Below are 24,342 nucleotides of genomic sequence, written 5' to 3' on the forward strand. Positions count from 1 at the left end.
GTAAAAGCGTCTCGGGCTTCCTTGCCCGAGTCGTGTAGCGGGGAATCAGAACTTGGCTTCAGCATCCAGTTGCAGGGTGTTGATGTCCGAGTCTTTCAGGTTGGCGTTGGTGTAGTCAGAGTTAGCCATGAAGTACGACGCACCCAGGGCGAAGTTCTTGTCCAGCTCGTAACTCACTTTCAACTTGCTGCCACGCGAACCGGTGAAACCGTTGGCGAAGTCGGAGTCGGTGAAGGCGCCGACCACCGCGTTACGTTGTACGTCGCGGTAGTTGTAGTCCACTGCGAAGCCGTAGAACTTGGTCTTTACACCGGCCAGCCAGGCAGAATCCTGATCGTTGCTGGCGTCTTGGTTGTTCACGTACTGACCGTACAGCGAGAGCGGCATAGGCAGGCCACCGATGTCGAGCTGACCAAAGCCTTCGTACAGTTTGAATTGCTCGTTCGGGCTGTTGCCGTTGATGGCCAATGCGGCTGGAATGCTGGTGCCGCCTGTGCGGATGTCGTCGTCGTTGTCGTAGCCGTAGACGCTGCCACCCAGGGTCAGTTTCAGGTTGTCGGTGATAGCGAAGCGCGCGCCCAACTGACCGGCGTACAGACGCAAGTCGTGTTTGAATTGCACGCCGTCGCCATCGACGTTGTCCTTGAGGGTGTAGTGACCGGCGCTACCGAACAGTTCGGTGCTGGCGCCCAGCGGGTATTTGTACGCCACCGACAGACCTTCCGGGCTGATGTCGCTATCCCAGATGATGTCGCCCATGCTCACCCATTGTTGCGGCATCTTGCCGCCAACGATGTGCAGGTTCTTGATGGCGTCCGGGTGGTAGTCGACGTAACCCTGGTCCAGCCAGATCTGCTTCTTGTCGAAGTAATTGTCCAGACTCTGGTTGGTGGAGCGAGCGTCGTCGTTGTTACCGGTGGCGATACGGATGCCGGTGTCGACTTGCGGGTTGATCTCGCTGTAGGCACCCAAGCGGGCACGAATGCGCTGACGGTCCTGGTCTTTGCTGTTTGAAACGCCATCGTTGTGGACGTTTTCCTGACGGAAACGCACGTCACCCTTGAATTGAGTCTTGGCAGCCCACGCCAGTTTCTGGTCGAAGGTGCTCAGTTCATTGGTTTTCTTCGCAGTCGCTGCGATCTGCTCGTTAGTCTCTTGTTGAGCCTGGCGGGCTATTTGCTGGTCTTTTTGATCCCTGGCCAGCTCGGCTTGCAGTTCGGTGTACTGCGCAGGCGAAATCGAGCCGTTTGCCTTGAGCATGTCGAGCAGTTTAGCGTCGACTGCGGCGCTGGCCGGAACACTCATGGCCAGCAGCAACCCGCCACACAAGGCCGCCGCAGTTTTCGTGGAAGCAAGACGCATATCAATCTCCGAAGATGTAATGGGATGACTGAGCCATCCAGGACACAACCGACCGTTGACGGACGGAAAACAGTGACCAGGTTTAGAACCCGGCGCTCTAAAAACAGGCGCCAGTATCGCGATGGTTTATGACAGTGCAGTGGCAAAGTGATGGCGTCTCGATGACGATACAAATATGGCGTACACCCTTGTCCAGAGCCCTGTCGGCGGATTGCTCGTGTGGATTTTTTGGCGATGGGCGATACTCGCCGGGCTTTCACGCAAAGAAGTAGGGAAGAACTGATGCCGCTGCAACGTCTGGAAAGTCTGTCCGAAATCGCGTCGCAGACGTGGGATGCCCTGGTGCCCGAGAATCAGCCCTTTCTGCGCCACGCCTTTCTCAGTGCGCTGGAAGACAGCGGCAGCGTCGGCCCGCATTCCGGCTGGCAACCCGAGCATTTGTTGCACATCGAAGGTGATCGCCTGATTGCCGCGCTGCCCAGCTATCGCAAATGGCATTCCTACGGTGAGTACGTGTTCGATCACGCCTGGGCCGATGCCTGTGAGCGTGCCGGTATCGATTACTACCCCAAGCTGCTGACGGCGGTCCCGTTCAGTCCGGTCAGTGGCCCGCGTTTACTGGCGGCCACGCTCGAGGACGGTTTCGAACTGTTGAAAAGCCTGCCGGGCTACCTTGAAATCGAACAACTCTCCAGTGCCCACATCAACTTCACCGATCCGTTCACTGACGCGGCCTTGGCCGAGCAGCCGGGCTGGTTACAGCGTATCGGCTGTCAGTACCACTGGCAGAATCGTGGCTATCGGGACTTTCAGGACTTCCTCGACGCCCTCAGTTCGCGCAAGCGCAAGCAGATGCGCAAGGAACGCGAACAAGTGGCGGGGCAGGGCATTGATTTCGAATGGCTTGAAGGCAGGCAACTCGATCAGGCGCAATGGGATTTTGTCTATGCCTGCTACGCCAATACCTACGCAGTGCGTCGGCAAGCGCCCTATCTGACGCGGGAGTTTTTCAGTCTGCTGGCCGAGCGCATGCCAGAGTCGATTCGTGTGGTGCTGGCCAAGCAAGGCTCACGGCCGGTGGCCATGGCCTTCAGTCTGGTGGGTGGCGACAGTTTTTACGGTCGTTACTGGGGGTGTCTGGCAGAGTTCGATCGTCTGCACTTCGAGACCTGTTTCTACCAGGGCATGGACTACGCGATTGCCAATGGCTTCCAGCGTTTCGATGCCGGTGCCCAGGGCGAGCACAAGTTGATTCGCGGGTTCGAACCGGTGATCACTCATTCATGGCACTACTTGCGTCATCCCGGCCTGAAAGCTGCCGTCAAAGACTTCCTGCAGCAAGAGCGCGTCGGTGTGTTGGCGTATGCCGAGGAAGCGAGGACGGCCTTGCCTTACCGGCAAGACTGATGGGGGCAAGATCGTTCCCACGCTCTGCGTGGGAATGCAGCCCATGACGCTCCGCGTCACTGGACGCGGAGCGTCCCTTGAGGCATTCCCACGCAGAGCGTGGGAACGATCATCAGGTTAGAGACTTAATCTATCCCGACAAATCCACCCGTCTGGTGCTGCCACAACCGTGCATACAACCCGCCATGGGCCAGCAGTTCGGCGTGGCTGCCGGTTTCGGCGATCTTGCCTTTTTCCAGCACCACCAGCCGGTCCATGCGGGCGATGGTCGAGAGCCGGTGGGCGATGGCGATCACGGTTTTGCCCTGCATCAGGGTTTCGAGGCTTTCCTGGATCGCTGCTTCGACCTCCGAATCCAGCGCTGAGGTGGCCTCATCCATGATCAGGATCGGCGCGTCCTTGAGCAGCACGCGAGCAATCGCAATCCGCTGACGCTGACCGCCGGAGAGTTTCACCCCGCGTTCACCGACGTGGGCATCAAAACCGGTGCGGCCTTCGGAGTCTGACAACAACGGGATGAACTCGTCGGCGCGGGCCTTGTGCACCGCCTCCCAGAGTTCGGCATCGGTGGCGTCGGGTTTGCCGTACAGCAAATTGTCGCGGATCGAGCGGTGCAGCAGGGATGTGTCCTGGGTGATCATGCCGATGCGCTCGCGCAGGCTTTCCTGGCCGACTTCGGCGATGTTCTGGCCGTCGATGAGGATGCGTCCGCCCTCCACGTCATAGAGGCGCAGCAGCAGGTTGACCAGGGTTGACTTGCCTGCGCCGGACGGACCGATCAGGCCGATTTTCTCGCCGGGCTTGATGGTCAGGTTGAGGTCGCCGATGATCCCGCTCTTCTTGCCGTAGTGGAAATCCACGTGCTCGAAACGCACTTCGCCACGGGTGACCAGCAACGGTTTGGCCTGCTCGCGATCGGTGACGCTGACCGGTTGAGAAATGGTCTGCAAACCGTCCTGAACCATGCCGATGTTTTCGAAAATGCCGGTGACCACCCACATGATCCAGCCGGACATGTTGACGATGCGGATCACCAGGCCGGTGGCCAGGGCAATCGCGCCGACGGTGATCAGCGACTGCGTCCACAGCCACAGGGCCAGGCCGGTGGTGCCGACGATCAGCAAGCCGTTCATGCTGGTGATGACCACGTCCATGCTGGTGACCACCCGGCCGGCCAGTTGGGCTTTTTCGGTTTGTTCCTTGATCGCTTCGCGCGCGTATTGCTGCTCGGAGTTGGTGTGGGCGAACAGCTTCAGGGTGGTGATGTTGGTGTAGCCGTCGACGATCCGCCCCATGAGTTTGGAGCGCGCATCGGAGGACACCACCGAGCGTTCCTTGACCCGTGGCACGAAGTAGTAAAGGGCACTGATGAAGGCGACGATCCAGGTCAGCAGCGGGATCATCAGGCGCCAGTCGGCTTCGGCGAACAGCACCAGCGAGCTGATCGCGTAGATCAGCACGTGCCACAGCGCGTCCACCGCTTGCACAGCCGAATCGCGCAGCGAGTTGCCAGTCTGCATGATGCGTTGGGCGATGCGCCCGGCGAAGTCGTTCTGGAAAAAATTCAGGCTCTGTTTGAGCACATAACTGTGATTCTGCCAGCGGATCAGGCTGGTCATGCTGGGGCTCAGGGTCTGGTGCACCAGCAGGTCATGCAGGCCAACAAAGATCGGCCGAAAAACCAGGGCTACCACCGCCATCCAGGCCAGCTCGATGCCGTGTTCCTTGAAGAAATCGACGTTAGGCGGGCCTTGGGTCAGGTCGATGATGCGACTCAGGTAACTGAACAGCGCCACTTCAATCAGCGCACCGATCAGACCGACGAACAGCAGAACGGCAAAACTCGGCCAGACCTGCTTCAAGTAATAGGTATAAAAAGGCAGAACCCGATCCGGCGGAGCGGCCGTCGGGGCCTCGCGGAAAATGTCGATCAGTTTCTCGAAACGGCGATAAAGCATCAGTTCTCCGCCCGCGCACGGGCTCTCCTTTGAACAGTGTGAGCGGCGCACTCCGGCAGCCGCTCAATACTTCCTGTGTAGCTTAGTCGATGACTTTGGCCGACTTGATGAACACAGGGTCGGCTGGCACATCTTTCATGCCACCACGGGTGGTGGTTTGCGAGTTGACGATGACGTCCACCACGTCCATGCCTTTCACGACTTTACCGAAGACCGCATAGCCGTCACCGCTGTCGAGGAAGTCGTTGTCCTTGACGTTGACGAAGAACTGGCTAGTGGCCGAATCAGGATTAGAGGTGCGGGCCATCGACAGCGTGCCACGGACGTTATGCAGGCCGTTTTTGGACTCGTTCTTGATCGGTGCCTTGGTTTCTTTCTGCTGCATTTGTTGAGTGAAACCGCCGCCCTGGATCATGAACCCTGGAATCACACGGTGAAAAATCGTGTTGTTGTAGAAGCCGCTGTTGACGTAATCAAGGAAGTTCTTGGAACTGATCGGCGCCTTGACCGGGTCCAGTTCGATCTCGATCTGGCCGTTGGTGGTTTCCAGCAGCACGTGCGGCGCCTTGGCGGGCGTTGCGGCCATCAGGTTGGCGGCAAACAGAACGGAGCCAGCGACGAGGGCGATTTTTTTCAGCATGGGTCAGTGATCCTGAGTGAGGTGGTGTCGACTGCGGTGAGAAACTCGAGCAGTGTTTGGTTGAACATTTCGGGTTGATCCAGCGGGGTGGCGTGGCGCGAATCGGCGATCACCACCAGCCGGGCATCGGGCAGCAGTTTTACATAGGTTTCTTTCAGCGAGACCGGTGTGTAGTCACGGTCGGCGCTGACGATGAGGGTTGGACAGGAGACCCTCGAAAGTCGTTCCTGAACCCCCCAGCCAACGATTGCATCGAAGCTGGCGAGATAAGCATGTTTGTCGTTTTTTGCCCAGCGCTCGGCCATTTTTTGTCTCAGGTCGGCCTGTTCGGGTTTGGGGAACAGCTTGCCGCCCAGGGCCTTGCCGATGGCGCCCAGACTGAGGGCGCGCATCAGGCTCCAGCGCTTGAACCACTGCCAGTAATCGTCGCGGCTGCGCAGTTTGACCTCGGGGCCGCTGTTGACGATGCACAGGCTTTTGAGCAATTGCGGTTGATCCACGGCCAGTTGAAAACCGATCATGCCGCCCATGGACAGGCCCACGTAATGAGTGGGGCCGAGGTTCAGGTGTTCAATCAGGGCGATCAGGTCGGCGCTGAACCCGGCGATGCTGTAGCGCTCGCGGGGTTTGTCGGAGCGACCGTGGCCGCGTACATCCGGGACGATCACCCGGTAGCGGGCCGACAGCGCCGGGATCTGCTTTTCCCAGTCCAGGGTGCTGGAGCCCAGCCCGTGGACCAGCAGCAACGGCGTGCCGTGGCCATATTCCTCATAGTGCAGGTTGCAACCTTCGTGTTCGAAATAGGCCATGCGTACACTCCGTGTCAGGCTTGTTCAGGGGCGGCGAAAGGTGCATCCAGCGGCGCAGTGTCGAAAGTGCGCAGCAGTTCGATGAGAATCTGCGTGGCCGGACCCAAAGGTTTGTCCTTGTTCGAGTACAGATAGAAGCTCGGGTTGCGGCTGCCACCCTGGTCCAACGGTAGCAGCTTGAGCAGACCTTCCTTGAGTTCCCGTTCAATCATGTGCCGAGGCAACCAGGCGAAACCCAGGCCACTGCTGACAAACGTTGCCGCGGTGGCCAGGCTGCCGACGGTCCAGCGCTGTTCCGCGCCGAGCCAGCCGACGTCCCGTGGCTGCTGGCGACCGGAGTCGCGGATGACCACTTGCATCTGCGATTCCAGATCCTGGAAGTTCAGTTCGCGGTTCAGACGATGCAGCGGGTGTTCGGGGTGAGCGACAGCCACAAACTCTACGTCGCTCAATTCCGCACCCAGATACCCGGGAATGCTGAAGCCAGTAATGGCCAGATCAGCCACGCCTTCGAGCAAGACTTCCTCTACCCCCGACAGCACTTCTTCGCGCAGACGCACCCGGCAGCCACGGCTCTGCGGCATGAACGCGGTCAAGGCGCGGACGAGGCGGGCGCTCGGATACGCGGCGTCGACCACCAGCCGCACTTCCGCTTCCCAGCCTTGTTCCATGTGATGGGCCAGATCTTCCAGCTGACTGGCCTGTTTCACCAGTTGCCGCGACCGGCGCAGCAACACGCCGCCGGCTTCGGTCAGCACCGCTTTGCGGCCGTCGATGCGCAACAGCGGCACGCCGAGCTGGTCCTGCATGCGCGCCACGGTGTAGCTCACCGATGATTGCGAGCGGTGCAGCGCTTCGGCGGCCTGGGCGAATCCGCCGTGGTCGACCACGGCCTGTAACGTTCGCCATTGATCAAGGGTCACGCGGGGCGCTTTCATGAATAGCTCCTCTTGTCCTAAGCTGGCAGTCCATATTGGAGACTGCTGAATGAAAAAGCTTTGTTGTGTGGTATCGGGTTGTGTGCTGCTGGCGATGCTGCCGCTGACGGCGTTTGCCTATCCGATCGACGTTGAAAAACAGCTGAACGGCATGAGCATCGACTACAACGCGTATGACACGGATAGCGACATCGCCTCCATTCAGGTGAACAACTACGGCACCACCGATGCGGCCTGTAAGGTCGTTTTCAACAATGGCCCGGAAGCGCCACGCACCCGCAATATCGAAGTGGCCGCCGGTAAACACAAAAATGCCACCGCCAAGTTCAACCGAAGCATCATCAAGATGCGTATCAAGCTGACCTGCACCCCAAAATGACATTACAACCGTGTGGGAGCGGGCTTGCTCGCGAAAGCGGTATGTCAGTCAACATTGATGTCGACTGACACGGCCTCTTCGCGAGCAAGCCCGCTCCCACAGGGCATGCTCCGCTTATAAACGAATTTATTGATGGTTTATAGCAGTTATTTGCGCTTTTTCATCGATTTAACTCTGTTTAACCTTCACTCCATCGACTTACAACATTCTCAGATGGAGGCTACATCCCATGTCCCGCGTTCTGATCATCGAAAGCAGCGCCCGTCAGCAAGACTCGGTTTCGCGTCAACTGACCCAGACCTTCATCAGCCAGTGGCAAACCGCGCACCCGAACGACCAGATCACCGTTCGCGACCTGGCCGTCAACCCGGTGCCGCATCTGGACATCAACCTGCTGGGCGGCTGGATGAAACCTGCCGAGCAGCGCAGCGACATCGAACAGGTTTCCCTGGAACGCTCCAATCAGTTGACCGACGAACTGCTGGCCGCTGATGTACTGGTCATGGCCGCGCCGATGTACAACTTCGCCATCCCGAGCACCCTCAAAGCCTGGCTCGACCACGTGCTGCGTGCCGGCGTGACTTTCAAGTACACCGACACCGGCCCGCAAGGTTTGCTCAGCGGCAAGCGTGCCTACGTGCTGACTGCCCGTGGCGGGATCTACGCCGGCAGCACCGCGGATCACCAGGAACCCTACCTGCGGCAGGTCATGGGCTTCATCGGGATCCACGACGTGACGTTCATTCACGCCGAAGGCATGAACCTGGGCGGTGACTTCCAGGAGAAAGGCCTGAGCCAGGCCAACGCCAAGCTTTCCCTCGTCGCCTGAGGCTTTAATCGCCAGATAATCCCTTGATGTTCAAGTGGCCTGGCGCAACCCCTTCAAGGCTTTACGCGCATCGAACCTCCCTTTGCACTTGTTGCTCCTGAGTGCTGTCGCCCGATTGAACGCTTTAGCGAGATCGGGCTTTTTTTTGCCTGCGATTTAGTGAATGAGCACACAACCCCTGTGGGAGCGAGCCTGCTCGCGATAGCGGTGTGTCAGCCAACATCAATGTTGAATGTAACGCCGTCATCGCGAGCAGGCTCGCTCCCACAGGAGGCTGTGTTGCCTGACAGGTCGCGATGGCTGGCAAAAACCGCTATCGTCGCCGCCATTCGAAACGAGGCGAGCATGGGCTATCTACTTTTTGTCACGCTGATTCAGGCGTTTTCCTTCAGCTTGATCGGCGAATACCTGGCCGGTCATGTCGACAGTTACTTTGCGGTGCTGGTGCGAGTGGTGCTGGCGGGGCTGGTGTTCATTCCGTTGACCCGCTGGCGTTCGGTTGAACCGGCGTTCATGCGCGGCATGCTGCTGATCGGCGCGTTGCAGTTCGGCGTGACCTACGTCTGCCTGTACCTGAGCTTTCGGGTGCTGACAGTGCCGGAGGTGTTGCTGTTCACCATCCTCACGCCGCTGCACGTGACCTTGATCGAAGATGCGCTGAACCGGCGCTTCAATCCGTGGGCATTGGTCGCGGCACTGGTGGCGGTGATGGGCGCGGCGGTGATTCGCTACGACCGGATCAACCCGGATTTCTTCATGGGTTTCCTGCTGCTGCAACTGGCCAACTTCACCTACGCTGCCGGGCAGGTGCTCTATAAGCATCTGGTGGCCCGCCATCCGAGCGATTTGCCGCATTACCGGCGCTTTGGCTACTTCTATTTGGGTGCATTGGCGGTGGCGTTGCCGGCGTTTCTGTTGTTTGGCAAACAGAACTTCCTGCCCGAAGCACCGCTGCAATGGGGCGTGCTGGTGTTCCTCGGCTTGGTCTCGACTGCGCTCGGGTTGTACTGGTGGAACAAGGGCGCGTGCCTGGTGAATGGCGGGACGCTGGCGGTGATGAACAACCTGCACGTGCCCGTGGGGTTGCTGATCAACCTGCTGATCTGGAATCAGCATGAGGAGTTGGGGCGGTTGTTCCTCGGTGGGTCGGTGATTCTGATGGCGGTGTGGATCAGTCGGTTGGGCGTCAGGCGAGAAGTGCTGCCCTTGCGGGAACGGCCATGACGGACCTGATCGCCGCCATCGAGCAGATCTACAAGCCCGCAGGCATTACATTAACGGATGAAGCTCGGCGCGAGGAGGAGAGTGCCGACTACGGCGCCTGCCGCTTCGGCCTCGATGGTCAGGTGATTGTCTTCCGAGTGGCGAAAACCACGCCGACCAAGATGGGTCAGTTCGTCACGCTGTGGAAGCGGCCAACGCCGACCAGCGAGATTGCACCGCTCGATAGCGGCGATGGCATCGCCTTTGTGGTGGTGAGCGTTGCTGATGAAACCCATCGCGGGCAGTTTGTGTTTGACCAGAAGATACTCGCCGCCAAGGGGGTCATGTCGATGGATGGCGAAGGTGGCAAGCGGGCGATTCGCGTCTATCCGCCGTGGTCCAGGCCCGTCGCCAAACAAGCTGTGAAAACGCAGCAATGGCAGCTCAAATACTTCCTTGGGCTTGACCAAAGCGGTAATGCCGATCCTGTTCAGGTGCGCCGGCTCTTTGGAAAATAGCCCTTAAACACCTGCGGGAGCGAGGTGTTACATGACGTGTTTTTCATTCTCGGGAACATGGCTTGCGCCCAACACCACGCCAGTTCTTGAACGACTCGGACTTCAGGCGCCAGGTCGGAATCGAAACGATGGTCTTGTCGACCCCATAAGCCCATCAGCCCATTGACTGGCGGTGCATACAGGCTGTGCTAGGGTTTCGGAACCAATTCTTCACCTTTGGGCCCCAGCCATGGACGAGACTATCGTTGACGTTACTACCGCGAAGTTCAACGCGTTAATCGCGCTGGTGCAACAGTATGGTGCCGCTTTCGCGGTGAAGATCCTCTCCGCCATCGCCTTCTGGATCGTCGGACGCTGGCTGATAGGCTTTGCTGTCGGCATGGTGCAGCGGGCCCTGGGCAAACAGAAGGTCGACCCGACCGTGCTGCGCTATGTTGGCTCAGCCATTACCGTGACACTGAACATCATTCTGGTGATCGGTATCCTCGGCTACCTGGGCATGCAGACGACCACCTTCGCCGCGCTGCTCGCTGCGGTCGGTCTTGCGATCGGTCTGGCCTGGTCGGGGTTGCTGGCCAATCTGGCGGCGGGCGCGTTTATTATCGTCTTGCGCCCATTCAAGGTCGGCGACTTCATCTGCGCGGGAGGGGTGACGGGTACGGTCACCGAGATCGGTCTGTTCGCTACCGCTATCAACACCCCGGATAACGTGCTGACGCTGGTCGGTAATAACAAGATTTTCAGCGACAACATTCAGAACTTCACCCACAACCCGTTCCGCCGTGTCGAACTGAAAGCACAGCTATCGGGCGCTGCCGACTGGAAAGCGGCGGCGGCCTTGCTGAAACAACACATTGCCACGATCCCCAATGTGCTTGCCGAGCCGGCAGTGGAGGTGGAGATTTTAGAGTTCAATCTGGTGGGTCCGGTGTTGGCGGTACGTCCTTACTGCCACAACGAGCACTATTGGCAGGTTTATTTCGACACCAACCGCACCATCAAAGACTCCCTCGGTGAAGCCGGTTTCCCGGCTCCGATGCCGGCGCAAACTGTGATCATCCAACAGCAAGCCGGGTGAGCCGAGGTGGTTACATGATGTGTTTTTCTGGCTCAGGGATGTGGCTTGCGCCCAGTATCGCCGGGAGCAGCCCGGCTCTTAAGTCACCTCCACTCGGCTGCTGATACAGGCTCAAGCCAAACTCCGGTAACACCGCCAGCAAGTAATCAAAAATATCCCCCTGAATCCGCTCGTAATCCGCCCACACGGTGGTGCGGGTGAAGCAGTAGATCTCCAGCGGAATGCCCTGAGCGGTGGTCTGCATCTGGCGGACCATGCAGGTCATGTTCGGCTGGATTTCCGGGTGACTCTTCAAATACGCCAGTGCATAGGCGCGGAAGGTGCCGATATTGGTCATCCGTCGACGGTTGGCCGACATCGCCGCCACATTGCCCTGGGCTTCGTTCCAGGCCTTGAGTTCGGCCTGCTTGCGGCTGATGTAGTCGGTCAGCAGATGCACCTGGGACAGCTTCTGCTCTTCGTCATCGCGGATGAACCGCACGCCACTGGCGTCGATAAACAGGCTGCGCTTGATCCGTCGCCCACCGGATTGCTGCATGCCGCGCCAGTTCTTGAACGACTCGGACATCAGGCGCCAGGTCGGAATCGAAACGATGGTCTTGTCGAAGTTCTGCACCTTGACCGTGTGCAGCGTGATGTCGACCACATCACCGTCGGCGCCGACTTGCGGCATCTCGATCCAGTCGCCGACCCGCAGCATGTCGTTGCTGGTCAGCTGCACGCTGGCGACGAACGACAGCAGGGTGTCCTTGTAGACCAACAGGATCACCGCCGACATGGCGCCCAGACCCGACAGCAGCAACAGCGGCGAACGGTCGATCAGCGTGGCGACGATGATGATCGCGCCAAATACGTACAAGACCATTTTCGTCAGTTGTATGTAGCCTTTGATCGAGCGGGTACGGGCATGTTCGGTGCGCGCATAGATGTCGAGCAGCGCGCTGAGCAGGGCACTGACCGCCAACAGCAAAAACAGAATGGTGAATGCCAGCGCGACGTTACCGAGGAAGATCAGACTGGTCTTGCCCAACTCCGGCACCAGGTTCAAGCCGAACTGGATCACCAGCGAGGGTGTGATCTGCGCCAGACGATGGAAGACTTTGTTATGCCGAAAGTCATTGATCCAGTGCAATGCCGGCTGGCGACCGAGCATTTTGGTCGCATGCAGAATGAGGTAGCGCGCCACTCGTCCGAGGACCAGCGCAACCACCAGCAATACCACCAATGCCAGGCTGGAATGCAGGAGAGGGTGCTGATCAAGCGCACCCCAAAGGTCTTGGACGTTGAGCCAGAGCTGTTTGATATCCATGGGTAAAAACGGTTCTTCTGTAGGACGCGACGGGGCGATTAGAGCATTTAAGACGCTTTGGATGACGTTTGAGGACAAAAGACGCAACAAAAAAACCACTCTTTAGCGCCGTTTGTATAAAGAAACTCGGCCTGAGCGCTCGAAACCGTTACCCTATGCAGCTGTTTTTTTGTATTTCTTCGAGGTAGCACCCGTGTTTTCCCAATTCGCCCTGCACGAACGCCTGCTCAAAGCCGTGGCCGAGCTTAAATTTGTCGAGCCAACGCCAGTGCAAGCAGCGGCTATTCCGCTGGCGCTCCAAGGGCGTGACCTGCGGGTGACAGCGCAAACCGGTAGCGGCAAAACCGCTGCATTCGTTTTGCCGATCCTCAACCGTCTGATCGGCCCGGCTAAAGTCCGCGTCAGCATCAAGACCCTGATCCTGCTGCCGACCCGCGAGCTGGCCCAGCAAACCATCAAGGAAGTCGAGCGTTTCGCTCAGTACACCTTCATCAAGTCCGGCCTGATCACCGGCGGTGAAGACTTCAAGGTCCAGGCTGCCATGCTGCGCAAGGTGCCGGACATCCTGATCGGTACGCCGGGCCGGATGATCGAGCAACTGAACGCCGGCAACCTCGACCTCAAGGAAGTCGAAGTACTGGTCCTCGACGAAGCCGACCGCATGCTCGACATGGGCTTTGCCGAAGACGTCCAGCGTCTGGTGCAAGAGTGCACCAACCGTCAGCAGACCATGCTGTTCTCCGCCACCACCGGCGGTTCGGGCCTGCGCGAGATGGTTGCCAAGGTGTTGAACAACCCTGAGCACCTGCAGCTCAACAACGTCAGCGATCTGAATGCGACCACTCGTCAGCAGATCATCACCGCTGACCACAACCAGCACAAAGAACAGATCGTGAACTGGCTGCTGGCCAACGAGACCTACCAGAAGGCCATCGTGTTCACCAACACCCGGGCCATGGCCGACCGTATCTACGGCCGCCTGGTGGCGCAGGATTACAAAGCGTTCGTCCTGCACGGTGACAAAGACCAGAAGGACCGCAAGCTGGCCATCGACCGCCTGAAGCAGGGCGGCGTGAAAATCCTCGTCGCCACCGACGTCGCCGCTCGCGGCCTCGACGTGGACGGCCTGGACCTGGTGATCAACTTCGACATGCCGCGCAGCGGCGACGAATACGTTCACCGCATCGGTCGCACCGGTCGCGCCGGCAACGATGGCCTGGCCATCTCGCTGATCTGCCACGGCGACTGGAACCTGATGTCGAGCGTCGAGCGCTACCTCAAGCAGAGCTTCGAGCGCCGCACCATCAAGGAAGTCAAAGGCACCTACGGCGGACCGAAAAAGGTCAAGGCCTCGGGCAAAGCCGTTGGCGTGAAGAAGAAAAAAGTCGACGCCAAAGGCGACAAGAAGAAAACCGGCGCCAAGGCACCGACCAAACGCAAAATCGCCAACCGCCCGAAGACCGACGCCCTGTCGCTGGTCAGCAAGGACGGCATGGCGCCGCTCAAGCGCCGCAAGCCGGAAGCGCCGGCTGCTGAATAAGCAGTTCTAGCGACCCATAAAAAAACCGGACCAATGTCCGGTTTTTTTATGCCTGAAATTCCTGAGTTTGATTAGCTCTCGGCTTTCTTCTCGGCCGATCCCAACTCCTTGAGTCGCTGATCGATCAGTTGGCACTTGTCCGGCAAATCCTTGCTGGCCGTCCCCAGATCCATCTTCTGCAGCTCGGCGTTGATCTCCTTGGCTTTGGCTGGGTTCTGCTCGGTGAGCTTGGCGACTTCCTTCGCCAGCTGTTCGCGCTTAATGGTGGCTTCTTCAGGTGTGCAGGCCCAAGCGGGGAGGGCGCAGGCTAGGGTGGCGGCGAGGGTGAGTTTCAGCAGGGTTTTCATAGGTGGCCTCGGTTCCGTGTCGGGCGGTTAATCGGTTGAGGCCGTGTGGTTGTGAAAGTTCACTCGGACGCCACCGGCACCCTACGTGCGACCACCCCGTTCATCGTCCACCTCAACAGCCAACTCCCACCGGACCTGGCTCAACAACGGGTCGATCCCCTGACGTTGCCGGGCTTCGTGTTGCCGCAAGGTACAAACGGCCTGTTCCGCCTCAGCACGCAGGGCACCACTTCCGGCGCCGCCAACAACGGTCCGCAAAGCTGGACCCTGGGCGGTGCCAGCATCACCCCGACGCAGCGGCAGCAAACGGTACCGGCCATCAGCGCCGTCACGATCAACCGTGTCCAGGGCGTACCGGCCAACAGTGCTCCGTCCAAACCGCAGAAATACCTGATCGAAACCAACCCGGTACTCACCGACCTCAAGCAATTCATGAGCTCGGACTACCTGCTGTCGAACCTCGGTTACGACCCGGACAACAGTGCCAAACGACTGGGCGATGGCCTCTTCGAACAACGTCTGGTGCAACAGGCCGTGGTCGCCCGCACCGGCCAACGCTTCATCGATGGCCAGACCAGCGACGAGGGCTTGTTCAAATACCTGATGAACAACGCCGTCGCCAGCAAACAGGAGCTCAACCTGTCGCTGGGCGTCAGCCTGACCTCCGAACAAGTCGCAGCCCTGACCCACGACATTGTCTGGATGGAAACTGCCGAGGTGAACGGCGAGCAAGTGCTGGTGCCGGTGCTCTACCTGGCGCAGGCCAACAACCGTTTAGCACCCAACGGCGCGTTGATTGCCGGCAACGACATCACCTTGATCGCCGGCAAGGACCTGAACAACGCCGGCACCTTGCGCGCCTCCAACAACCTGTCGGCGACCGCCAGCAACGACCTGGTCAACAGCGGTCTGGTGGAAGCCGGTGAACGACTAACGCTCAAAGCCGGCAACGACCTGACCAACAAGGCCGGCGGCATCATCGCCGGGCGTGACGTCTCACTCACCACCACCCGTGGCGACGTGATCAACGAACGCACCGTCAGCAGTTACGACGACCAGAACGGTCAATGGTCCTGGTCCCAGGGCTTTGCCGACAGCGCGGCGCGGATCGAAGCGGCCAACACCCTGACCATTGGTGCCGGACGCGATTTCAACACTATCGGCAGTGTGGTCAACAGCCGGGGTGAGCTGACGATTAAAGCGGGCCGGGACGTGAACATCGTGGCGGCGCAGACGGCCAACAGCATCACCGATGGTCGGGATCATAACGATGCGTCGGTGACTCAGCTTGGCTCTCAGGTCTCCGCGGGTCGCGACATGACCATTACCGCTGGCCGCGACCTGAGCGCCATTGCCAGTCAAATTGATGCCCAAGGCGACATCGCCATGGCTGCCGCAAACAATCTGACCCTGGCCTCGGCGGCGGATGAACAGCACTCGTACGAAAAAACCAAGACAGTCACCAGGCAGGAAGACCACGTCAGTCAGGTGTCCACGGAGATCACCGCGGGGGGGCAGCGTTGCCCTGAATGCGGGTAAGGATTTGACGCTGATCTCAAGCAAGGTCACCGCCGGGGATGAGGCCTATCTGGTGGCCGGTGACAAGCTCGAGTTGCTGGCGGCGCAAGACCGCGACTATACGCTGTATGACATGAAGAAAAAGGGCGGTTTCGGCGCCGAGAAAACCCAGCGCGATGAAGTCACTGATGTGAAAAACATCGGCAGTGAAATTACCGCCGGGGGCAACCTGACCTTGGTCAGCGGTGGGGACCAGCGCTATCAGGTGGCGAAGCTGGAGAGTGGCAAGGACATCATTCTCGACAGTGGCGGGGCGATCGTTTTTGAAGGGGTGAAAGACCTGCATGACGAGAGCCACACCAAGAGTGATGGCGATGCTTTCTGGACCTCATCGAAAGGCAAGGGCAATACCGACGAGACACTGCGCCAGACCCAGATGATTGCCAAAGGCAACATCACGATCAAGGCCGTGGAAGGTCTGCAAATCGACCTCAAGCATATCGACCAGAAGAGTGTCAGCCAGACCATCGATGCAATGGTCCAGGCCGACCCTCAACTCGCCTGGCTGAAACAGGCCGAAGCACGCGGCGATGTGGACTGGAGGCAGGTCAAGGAAATCCATGAGTCGTTCAAGTACGAGAACTCGGGGTTAGGCCCGGCTTCGCAGATCATCATTGCGATTGCATTGGCTGCCGTCATGGGGCCGATGATGGCTGGCATGAACACGATGTTGCAGGCTGTCGCTGTGAGTGCGGCGACAAAGGCCACTGTTAGCACCATCGACAACCGGGGCAACCTTGGGAAGGTCATCAAGGACGTTACTTTGAAAGACAGTATCAAAGGCTATGTGACAGCCGCCGCGACAGCCGGCGTGATGCAAGGGCTCAATTACAATCCGGGCGCACTGGGGCTGGATGCCAAGAGCATGCAGATTGTGGCGATCAAGGTCACCGCCGATGCTCTGATCAAAACGGCTGTCTACGGCGGAAGCCTAAAGGACAATCTGGCCAGTTCGGCTGTCAGCGTGGCCGCAAGTATTGGTGGCGCGGTCGGCGCCGGGGAAATCGGCGATCTGCCCCTCCCAGAGGGCGGTTTGGCAAAAATCCTCTTGCATGCGGGCTTGGGTGGTTTGCTGGCTGAAGCGATGGGCGGTGATTTCCGCACTGGAGCGTTGGCGGGTGGCGCTAACGAGATACTGGTCGGATTGCTCGGAGACAAACTTCTACCCTCAAACATCGTCCCGGGCTCTGCGGAATACAACCAGGCCCAGGCCAACCTCCTCGCGCTGTCGCAAATTGTCGGTGTGCTGGGTGCGGCGGCTTCGAGTGGGGATGTCGGGGTTGGTGCTGCGGTGGCGGCGAATGCAGCGCAGTACAACTACCTGACTCACCAGGCGTTTGATGAGGTTGATAGTTGCCTGTCGGGCAGAACTTGCTCCACTCAGCAGCAGAAAGACGCTGCGATCGCGAAGGCTGAGAAAATGAGTGAGTTTCTGGATTCTGAAATCCGTAGCATGTGTGATAAAGCTCCTCAAAGTGATGGTTGCCGGACGGCGGTGAACGCTGCGATAAAATACATCGCCATGCAGGATGCATGGAATATCATGCACAGTGATGTGTCTCGCACATCGAAAAGTACCTTTAACTATCTCTATAATACGGAAGGTGCGTCCGACCGGTTGGTTACTTATCTGAATACTATCGACAATCGAGCAAATTTTTTTGGAGCCAGTAATCTCTATGAACAACAACTTGGGATAGGGGCCAAGTGGTTCTGGGGTGTGGAGGCCGTTTCTAGGGCGCCATTGAATGGGTTAGGTGCAGATGGAAATGCATCTTACATAACCTTTGGTCTGGGTTGGTTGTTGGCTCCAGTATATAACTGGCGTACAGCGGCTGGTGATGCACTGATCAACGGCGGGTTCGATAACTTCAAGGATCTATTCAATAAAGTCAGTGCTGACCCTGTTGCTTGGGATATAAATCAATTAAAGACCGAGCAATCTTTGCTGCAGTCAATTCATGAAAGATTTCTGGAGGGACACATTATTTTTCAGAATGTTGGAAGGCTAGCTACTGATACTTCAATTTGGCCCGATTCTATTGTTGGTGCCAATGGTGGGGTGTCTATTTTGGACTATAAATCTCGGGTGGAATTTGGTTGCAAATTACTGGGGTACTCTAAGAGTCAAGGTTGTGTGCCATGAATGGAGTCATTTATCCACGTCGTAAAGTTTTTCTGGCTTTTTTTCTTTGTCCGCTAGTACTTGGATTCATTGCCGGAATTATCAGAACAGTAGCAGTGCTCGCCGAGTTGGTGAGTAATCCAAAATTGTTGGGTTCGGTGAGGGGGGCTGAATTACTGTTAATGCCGTTTTTGACCCCTCTTCTCATACAGTTAGCTTTCTTTCTGCCGTTTCTGGGTTACGCTCTGGCGATTGCATTAATTAAAGTCAAGAAAACACCGCGCAACTGTATAGTGGTTTCTTTTTTTGGAGCTTGTATAACAACGTTGTGGGTATTGTTGTTTATTTCTAATGTGGTACAAAATATTAAGGGGGCTCAGTACTCAGACTATGTCATTGAGCTTCTGATACTGTTCGTCGCATCGATGGCTACCTGTTGGTTAACGGCCCATTTCTTTTTGCCTGAGGAAAGTTGTGTCGAAGATTAAATGTGGTAGGGTGCGTTGGGAAAGCATTGAATCGTTGATTTTGGCGTGGTCTGTCCGACATTGTTTCTACAGGTTTAACTATCCATAAAAATCTGAGAGATTTTTTGCAGGGGATGGCCGTGAATAATAAGGTCACTTAGATCACCAGTTAACTTGATTTTATTTTTTCGATAAGGAGTGCTCAATGCGTTTTTTTGGCTGTTGGCTCCTATTGAGCTTGGCAGCGCTGCTGTCAGGCTGCAACACCACCCCCTACGACAAGGCGACGATTTACTACGATCGAGCGCAGTTCCCTGAACAAATCGTGAAAGACTATCCGGCGTTGAGTGATCCCATTCTCCAGCACGGACGTTGCTCGCTGATTATTGCTACGCCCGGTTCGAACACTGGTACTTACTACTTCTGCACCTATGCGCTGACGGCGAATGGGCTTTATGTGCAAGGATGGGACGCCAAGGTGCTGAAGTATGTGGAGATCGTGCACGTTGATTTGTCGATGCTCAAAAAAATCTCCCTTTATTCATTCTTGCGAACCAACCAGCTTCAGTTGACAGAAGAGCGACGTCAGATAGCACTGAGTGAATCCATTGACGAGGGCGGGTATGTCGATACTGCAGCCACTGAGCGTTTGTTCGAAACGATCAAACGCAAGGGTGTTCTCGTGGTGAAAAGCGAAGGCATGATGAGTCCGCCTGCACTTGCGACACCGATGATCATTCCAATCATCGTTCCGAAGTGAAGGCGCAATGGGGCAACTTTGGTTGAATGCGCAATGTGAAATGGGCGACCTATAGGTCGCCCGTTTTTCATTCACTCCGCAGCCTGCGCCCGCAACCGCCGACCGATCACATCCATCAAGTCACAGCCATCACGCAACGGTATGGCCAGCAGTTTGGAAAAGTCAGAAAGCACCACCGTGTCGCAGCCGATCTCGGCGCGGAAGGCGATGTTTTCCAGGACTTGGGTGACGGTGCGGATGCGGTAATCCGCCATGGCTTGCAGGACGTCGAGCGGCGCTTGGGTGTCGATGAGCAGAGAAGCCGGGATCAGGTCGATTCCGGTGAGGGGCATGTATCTATCCATAGGTGGAGTCTCTCGTAATTAAAAAGGACTCTCTGTGATCAGGTCGGATGCACTCTACAGAACAGCATGGAACCATGTGGTTTTGCTTCGAGTGGTTGACGCCCGGGGGGATTGATTTCTGATAAGCGGCTGACGTAGGCTATTTCCGTTGATCGTGTCAGTCGTTTCTCAAGGTTGAGTCGGATGACGGCACACATCAGTACCAGATCAGGACGCTTCATTTTTACAAGGGTTGGTGGGCGTTTTTTGTTGCCTGCCTGTAATCGAACACGGCGAGTGCGTTGGTAAAAGCGTTTGCGAATATCTGGTTATTGATACTTTCATGTCTCCTTCCGTATTGAGCCCACATCGATTCATTGTGCGTGTCCGCCCGGATGTCGCCCTTTTCGATAGCCATGTTGCGAACAGTCGTCGTCGCAGCATTTTGTTTGCCTTTACTTTCTCTCCTCCCCCCCAAAAACGCTAAGTCGTTATTGAACCTATTGCCTTCCTGATAACTGGCCGGGTGCTTTGCCCTGCCTGTCAGCGATTGCCTGAGCCTTTTTAACGGGACGTCCTCTTGGGTGGGGCGGGTCTATTGATGCATCTAACAGGGAGTTCACTGCATGTGGTGGAAGAGTCTTGCTCGGCAAATTCAGGAAAGAACTGCCGATAACAATGGGGTCGTCGCGTTTGGCGCGGGTTTTGGACCCTCCGGGCTTCCCCATATCGGAACGTTGTGTGAGGTGTTGCGCGTCAGCATCGTAAAAACGGCATTCGAGAAAATATCCAGCAAAGAAACCCGGCTGTTTATTGTTTCCGACGATCTGGACGCGCTGCGAAAAGTACCTGGGACATTCCCTCAATCGCAGCTCCTGCAAGGTTGTCTGGGGCTACCGTTGTGCGATATTCCCGACCCTTTCGAACAGGCGGGAAGTCTGTCGGCAGGTATTAACGCTCGACTTGACCAGGCACTGATGCCCTATGCGCTGGACTATCAGTTGGTTGAAAACAGTGCGCTCTATCGATCCGGTTACTACAACTCGACCATCAAGCAGTTTCTCTCTCGAATGGAGGCGATCAATCAGGTTGTGGCCTCACGTCTGGGGATTACCCGTAGAAAGAGCTACAGCATGTTCATGCCCGTTTCGCGTTTTTCCGGGCGGGTCATCGAGCATCTGGTGGTCCGGCACGTTGATCTGCAGCGCGGGGAGATTGTCTATCAAATTCCGCCGGACCTGCTGATCAACCGGCCGGGCGAGGAATACAGCATCACGTCCCAGGAGTACTACGCCGACGAGCCGATTGGCGAAGACATCACCACGTCGGTGTTGGACGGTCACTGCAAGTTGCAATGGAAGGCCGATTGGGCAATGCGCCTGATTCACCGCAATATTGCTTTTGAAATGCATGGCGAAGACCTGACTGACTCGGCGAATACGGTGCGCGATATCTGCCAGGTACTGGATGTGCGAGCACCGATTCTGATGAAGTACGGGCTGTTTACCGACATCGCCGGCAAGAAAATATCCAAAAGCAAAGGCAACGGGTTTTCTCTGGAGCAAGTCAGCAAGTACATGCCCGAGGGGGCATTGCAGCATTTCATGTTCAACAACCCTTATCGCACCACTCGTTTCCACCCTCAGGTGTCGATCAAGGCGTATGACGATTACCGGGCCGACCATGCGCGTATGGTCGAGGGAGACGATGACAACCCCGTCGGTTATTTCCATCGTCCACCGACCCATGGCAAGCGTTGCACTACCTACCAGCGGATGCTGAACATCTTTACCGCCTGCCATCCAGGTGACATTGATGCGGCTTACCACTACCTGCTCCAACACGACAAAACCCGACAGGACATCGTGGCGGAAGACGCCTTTACCGATGTGGTACAGAAAGCTTTTACCTATTACCAGGAACGGGTTGCCCCACGTTTCCAGCCACGGCTGCTCAATGAGTACGGGGAGTCGGTGCTGTATCGGATTTCAGAGCAGTTCAAACAACTGGCGGTTCACCCTGGACCGGTTACTCGCGAACAGATCACGCAAGTCTTCGATCAGGTTGGCGTCACCAGTCACAGCGCTGCTTACCGGATGCTTTACGCCTGTCTGTTCGGCGAGGAAAGCGGGCCGCGACTGCACGGGTACATCAATCGTCTGGGTGTTCAGGCTTTTTGTTCGGAACTCGAATCACGGATCAAACAGGCTGTTCAATACAGGGAGAGTGAAACCATGAGCGATGTGCAGATCAATCAAGCCAATACCGAGTCGTCCGAGGCCCCGCGCCCGATGGCCCCGATCGAGCCGCCACAAGAGGCCGGACGCGTGCTGGAAGCCATCGATTTCGAAGAGGTCAAAGTCCGAGCCGCGGCGTTTGCGCAGCATCTTCGAAGCAACAGTGAGGCGATCGCCGAGAGCCTTTCGGGGTTCGAGTGCTACAACGTGGCGGTGGATGAGATTGAGCGGTGTGTCGAGTTTCTTGAGTGCCTGGAGCTTAACAGTCCGTTCTTTGAACGCAGGGTGCGTTGCGTTACCAGTTACTTGCCGCTCAATCAGCCGATCTATGCCACGACGTGCTTCGGCATTATTCCTTCATTGCTGGCCGATTCAGCCTGGCTTCGGCCGCCGACGGCGATGCACTCGCACTATAGGAAATTGCTGGAGTCGTTGCAGCTGGAGCGTTTCTTTCCGAACCTGAATGTCTCTTTTGCCGACAAAGAGACGTTCGTCAGCCAGACCGCAGCAATGTCCGATGTGGTTATTTTTACCGGTACGCCGGAAAACGCGACCAAGGTCAGAAAGTCCTACCTCAAGCGCACCTTATTCATCCTCAACGGGGCGGGCCATAACCCACTGGTGGTGTCGGCTGATGCATCGATCGACACCGCGATCGAAAGTGCGCTGCGGGTGGTGTTGTACAACCAGGGGCAGGATTGCGCCGGTCCCAACAGCATCCTGGTGCATCGACAGGTCTACGGTGAGTTCATCCGTCGGTTGCGCGAAGAGCTGGTCAAGTGCGAGGACTATGTGGGCGATTACGCACGCAAAGAGAACATCGTCGGGCCTAACAGCGACCCTGACCATACGTTGAAAGTGGTGAAGATGTTCAAGGAGTATCGCGAACACTGCACTTATGGTGGCGAGATCAATCCGATCAGCGGATTGATACGTCCGACCGTGTTCGAGCGCCCATTGTCGCTGGGCGGTAACTACAAAGAGTTCTTTGCCCCGGTGTTCTTTGTTCAACCTTATGCAGACGACGGGGAGCTGGTGGGCTATTTCGAACATCCGCTCTATGCGCCCAACTCCATGTACGTGTCGTTGTTTGGCAGCAGTGGCTACATCGACGGCCTGGTGGCGTCCGGCAAACATGACGCGGATACGGTGCTGAACAACACCGACCTGCATGTCGTGGAGAAGGGCTACAACCCTTACGGCGGGTATGGGGTCGCGGCGTCCTGCCTGTACGTGAACGGCGTGCGGATTGCCAAACCGACGTTGCCACAACGGGATATCCACGAGCATCTCGTGGCGGTTTGAACGTGCGTGGGCCGGCTATCGACGGGCAGTGAGCCTGAGGTGTGATGAATGAATAGATTATTGTTGGCGGCGCTGGTACTCGGCGTTTCCATTGTCGGGTTATGTATCGGTTCGACCGTGCCAGTGGTCGCGTTGCGCCTGTACCAGGCGGGAGCGTCGAATGTGCATATCGGCGTGATGTCTGCGTTACCGGCGGCCGGCATGATGCTGTCAGCCTTTCTGGTGGACTGGATCTGCCAGCGGTTGAGCCGTCGACATATTTATTTGGGTTGTTTCGCGCTGTCGGCCCTGAGTGTGGCCGCCGTCGAGGTCTTCGCCTCTACGGTGTACGGCCTGGCACTGGCCCGGTTGGTGATGGGGCTGGTGGCGGGGATCATCATTATTCTGGGGGAGTCCTGGGTGAATGAAATCGCCGAGGATTCCCACAGGGGCCGGGTTGTCGCGATCTACACCACCTGCTTCACGGTTTTCCAGCTACTTGGGCCGGGGATGGTGGCCCTGTTCGGCACCGCTGGACCAGAGGTGATCGGTGTGGTGATTGCCGGGCATCTTTTGGCGCTAGGGGTGATCTGGTTCACCTTGCCCAGACAGGTGGGGTATCACGGGCATTCGGAAAGCAAGACGTTCTCGGTGCTGGGCTTCATTCAAGTGGCGCCGGCGCTGTGTATGGGCATCATTTTCTTCTCGTTCTTCGATAGCGTGATCTTGTCGATGTTTCCGGTTTACGCCGCCGATCATGGCTATGCCATCAAATTCGCTGCGCTCATGGTGACGGTGATTCTGCTCGGTGACGCGGCCTTCCAGTTCCCGCTGGGCTGGCTCTCGGACAACGTTGCCAGGCCGATTATCTACTTGGGGTGCGGTGTGCTTTCTCTGGCAATCGGTGTGTGCCTGCCGTGGTTGATGAACTATCCCTTCTTGCTCTGGCCAAGTCTGGTGGTGCTGGGGGCAGTCGCTGGCGGGGTCTACACCCTGGCGATCATTCTGATCGGCGAAGGGTTTAAGGGCCCGGATCTGGTCACGGCGAATGCCAGCGCGGGGTTCTTATGGGGGGTAGGCAGTTTGCTCGGGCCCCTGGTCAGCGGCGCAGCGATGACAACCAGCGCCCACGGTCTGCCGTTGGCGCTGTCTGCCGCGGCGGCGCTGTTTGTGTTGTTTGCGTTGCCGCTGTTCAGGAGGACGGTCGGGGTGAAGGCGCTGGATTGAACGTCTAAATCACCACAAAGCCGG

General features: G+C 57.4%; 18 protein-coding genes and 3 pseudogenes. 12 read left to right on the forward strand and 9 right to left on the reverse strand.

Going from position 1 to position 24,342, the window contains the following annotated elements:
* Positions 1-45 precede the first annotated feature (45 nt).
* Entirely contained in the window at positions 46-1,362 is a 1,317-nt protein-coding gene (locus tag ACMXYJ_RS09270; protein WP_415759567.1) for a putative porin, read from the reverse strand.
* Between the two features lie 282 nt (positions 1,363-1,644).
* Here ACMXYJ_RS09270 and ACMXYJ_RS09275 point away from each other — a divergent pair, with 282 nt between their 5' ends.
* Positions 1,645-2,769, forward strand: a complete 1,125-nt coding sequence (locus tag ACMXYJ_RS09275; RefSeq protein ID WP_415759568.1) for a GNAT family N-acetyltransferase — start codon at positions 1,645-1,647, stop codon at positions 2,767-2,769.
* Positions 2,770-2,894: 125 nt separating this feature from the next.
* Here the strand turns inward: ACMXYJ_RS09275 and ACMXYJ_RS09280 are convergent, their stop codons facing one another.
* The 4 genes and pseudogenes from ACMXYJ_RS09280 to ACMXYJ_RS09295 form a co-directional block, all read right to left on the reverse strand.
* Positions 2,895-4,727 (reverse strand): ABC transporter ATP-binding protein, encoded by a 1,833-nt coding sequence (locus tag ACMXYJ_RS09280; RefSeq protein WP_415759569.1) that lies wholly within the window; start codon positions 4,725-4,727, stop codon positions 2,895-2,897.
* A gap of 82 nt (positions 4,728-4,809) precedes the next feature.
* On the reverse strand, positions 4,810-5,367 hold the full coding sequence (locus ACMXYJ_RS09285) for a peptidylprolyl isomerase (RefSeq protein WP_415759570.1): 558 nt from the start codon (positions 5,365-5,367) through the stop codon (positions 4,810-4,812).
* Positions 5,368-5,370: 3 nt separating this feature from the next.
* Positions 5,371-6,176 (reverse strand): annotated as a pseudogene (locus ACMXYJ_RS09290) (alpha/beta fold hydrolase).
* Positions 6,177-6,190: 14 nt separating this feature from the next.
* Positions 6,191-7,114, reverse strand: coding sequence for a LysR family transcriptional regulator (locus tag ACMXYJ_RS09295; RefSeq protein ID WP_056742659.1), 924 nt, complete (start codon positions 7,112-7,114; stop codon positions 6,191-6,193).
* Between the two features lie 49 nt (positions 7,115-7,163).
* Here ACMXYJ_RS09295 and ACMXYJ_RS09300 point away from each other — a divergent pair, with 49 nt between their 5' ends.
* The 4 genes from ACMXYJ_RS09300 (at position 7,164) to ACMXYJ_RS09315 (ending at position 10,043) form a co-directional block, all read left to right on the forward strand.
* Positions 7,164-7,493: a 3-phosphoglycerate kinase gene (locus ACMXYJ_RS09300; protein WP_140677303.1), complete on the forward strand. Its 330-nt coding sequence runs from the start codon at positions 7,164-7,166 to the stop codon at positions 7,491-7,493.
* A gap of 229 nt (positions 7,494-7,722) precedes the next feature.
* Complete coding sequence (locus tag ACMXYJ_RS09305; RefSeq protein WP_415759571.1) at positions 7,723-8,322, forward strand: FMN-dependent NADH-azoreductase; 600 nt, start codon at positions 7,723-7,725, stop codon at positions 8,320-8,322.
* Positions 8,323-8,667: 345 nt separating this feature from the next.
* On the forward strand, positions 8,668-9,546 hold the full coding sequence (locus ACMXYJ_RS09310; RefSeq protein ID WP_095127855.1) for a carboxylate/amino acid/amine transporter: 879 nt from the start codon (positions 8,668-8,670) through the stop codon (positions 9,544-9,546).
* Complete coding sequence (locus ACMXYJ_RS09315; protein WP_415759572.1) at positions 9,543-10,043, forward strand: MepB family protein; 501 nt, start codon at positions 9,543-9,545, stop codon at positions 10,041-10,043. The genes ACMXYJ_RS09310 and ACMXYJ_RS09315 overlap by 4 nt, the downstream gene beginning before the upstream one ends.
* Before the next feature lie 70 nt (positions 10,044-10,113).
* Here ACMXYJ_RS09315 and ACMXYJ_RS09320 read toward each other — a convergent pair.
* A pseudogene (locus ACMXYJ_RS09320) lies at positions 10,114-10,182 on the reverse strand (hypothetical protein); the annotation flags it as partial.
* A gap of 90 nt (positions 10,183-10,272) precedes the next feature.
* On the opposite strand from ACMXYJ_RS09320, the gene ACMXYJ_RS09325 reads away from it, so the two are divergent.
* Complete coding sequence (locus ACMXYJ_RS09325) at positions 10,273-11,121, forward strand: mechanosensitive ion channel family protein (RefSeq protein ID WP_415759573.1); 849 nt, start codon at positions 10,273-10,275, stop codon at positions 11,119-11,121.
* Between the two features lie 10 nt (positions 11,122-11,131).
* Here ACMXYJ_RS09325 and ACMXYJ_RS09330 read toward each other — a convergent pair whose 3' ends face one another.
* Positions 11,132-12,430 (reverse strand): mechanosensitive ion channel family protein, encoded by a 1,299-nt coding sequence (locus ACMXYJ_RS09330; protein WP_415759574.1) that lies wholly within the window; start codon positions 12,428-12,430, stop codon positions 11,132-11,134.
* A 193-nt stretch (positions 12,431-12,623) separates the two neighbouring features.
* Here ACMXYJ_RS09330 and ACMXYJ_RS09335 point away from each other — a divergent pair, with 193 nt between their 5' ends.
* A complete protein-coding gene (locus ACMXYJ_RS09335) occupies positions 12,624-13,970 on the forward strand; it encodes a DEAD/DEAH box helicase (protein WP_415759575.1) in 1,347 nt (448 codons plus the stop codon).
* Between the two features lie 71 nt (positions 13,971-14,041).
* Here ACMXYJ_RS09335 and ACMXYJ_RS09340 read toward each other — a convergent pair whose 3' ends face one another.
* Entirely contained in the window at positions 14,042-14,317 is a 276-nt protein-coding gene (locus tag ACMXYJ_RS09340) for a hypothetical protein (protein WP_415759576.1), read from the reverse strand.
* A gap of 432 nt (positions 14,318-14,749) precedes the next feature.
* Between ACMXYJ_RS09340 and ACMXYJ_RS09345 the strand changes: the two are divergent.
* From ACMXYJ_RS09345 to ACMXYJ_RS09355, 3 genes and pseudogenes are all read left to right on the forward strand, one after another.
* Positions 14,750-18,041, forward strand: a pseudogene (locus ACMXYJ_RS09345) (DUF637 domain-containing protein).
* Positions 18,038-18,508 carry a hypothetical protein gene (locus tag ACMXYJ_RS09350; protein ID WP_415759577.1) on the forward strand — a complete coding sequence of 157 codons (471 nt, stop codon included), beginning with the start codon at positions 18,038-18,040 and terminating at the stop codon, positions 18,506-18,508. The pseudogene ACMXYJ_RS09345 and the gene ACMXYJ_RS09350 overlap by 4 nt, the downstream one beginning before the upstream one ends.
* Positions 18,509-18,692: 184 nt before the next feature.
* A complete protein-coding gene (locus ACMXYJ_RS09355; RefSeq protein WP_415759578.1) occupies positions 18,693-19,247 on the forward strand; it encodes a hypothetical protein in 555 nt (184 codons plus the stop codon).
* Between the two features lie 71 nt (positions 19,248-19,318).
* Here the strand turns inward: ACMXYJ_RS09355 and ACMXYJ_RS09360 are convergent, their stop codons facing one another.
* Complete coding sequence (locus ACMXYJ_RS09360) at positions 19,319-19,591, reverse strand: hypothetical protein (RefSeq protein WP_008076699.1); 273 nt, start codon at positions 19,589-19,591, stop codon at positions 19,319-19,321.
* 605 nt (positions 19,592-20,196) lie between these two features.
* Between ACMXYJ_RS09360 and ACMXYJ_RS09365 the strand changes: the two genes are divergently transcribed.
* Positions 20,197-23,112 (forward strand): aldehyde dehydrogenase family protein, encoded by a 2,916-nt coding sequence (locus tag ACMXYJ_RS09365; RefSeq protein ID WP_415759579.1) that lies wholly within the window; start codon positions 20,197-20,199, stop codon positions 23,110-23,112.
* A gap of 48 nt (positions 23,113-23,160) precedes the next feature.
* Complete coding sequence (locus ACMXYJ_RS09370; protein WP_415759580.1) at positions 23,161-24,318, forward strand: MFS transporter; 1,158 nt, start codon at positions 23,161-23,163, stop codon at positions 24,316-24,318.
* Positions 24,319-24,342: the final 24 nt, after the last annotated feature.

The sequence above is a fragment of the Pseudomonas arabinosi genome, assembly GCF_047758675.1.
Taxonomy (GTDB): Bacteria; Pseudomonadota; Gammaproteobacteria; order Pseudomonadales; family Pseudomonadaceae; genus Aquipseudomonas; species Aquipseudomonas arabinosi.